At 33.9% G+C, this 387-nt stretch carries 1 protein-coding gene; it reads left to right on the top strand.

Features of this window, described 5'->3' with window-relative positions:
• Window positions 1-324, top strand: a 324-nt coding sequence (locus tag EAD96_RS00010) for a hypothetical protein (protein WP_199733010.1), incomplete at its 5' end; no start/stop codon positions are given.
• Window positions 325-387: the final 63 nt, after the last annotated feature.

The following is a 387-nucleotide window of genomic DNA, read 5'->3' as shown; positions in this document are numbered from 1 at the left end:
GTATTTACTGCTGTGAGCGCAAATAGATCTTATAGAAATCGTTTTAATCCTAACGAAGCATATGAACTAATTTTATCTGGAAGTGGTACTTCCTTTGATCCTGATATTGTGCAAAAATTAAGAATGACATTTTCCGTCTATCCTCTTGGATCATGTGTAAGGCTTTCTAATGGGGTGGAAGGATATGTTGTAAATCAAAATGAGAGTTTTCCAGATAGACCAATAATAAGGGTTACCTATGATACTAAAACAAGACAGCCTATATCACCTTATGAAGTGGACTTAATGGAAGCACATAATGTGGTAATTCAAGAAGTAGTTTAGAAAAGCAGTGACAAGTTAAGGTGAGTTTTTCTCCATTTTACTTGTCACTGTTTTTATTTGTAT

Source organism: Micromonospora sp. BL1, from assembly GCF_003667485.1.
Classification (GTDB): Bacteria; Actinomycetota; Actinomycetes; order Mycobacteriales; family Micromonosporaceae; genus Micromonospora; species Micromonospora tulbaghiae.
The sequence above is the reverse complement of the archived record's forward strand: the minus strand, read 5'-3'. Positions and strand labels throughout refer to the sequence as shown.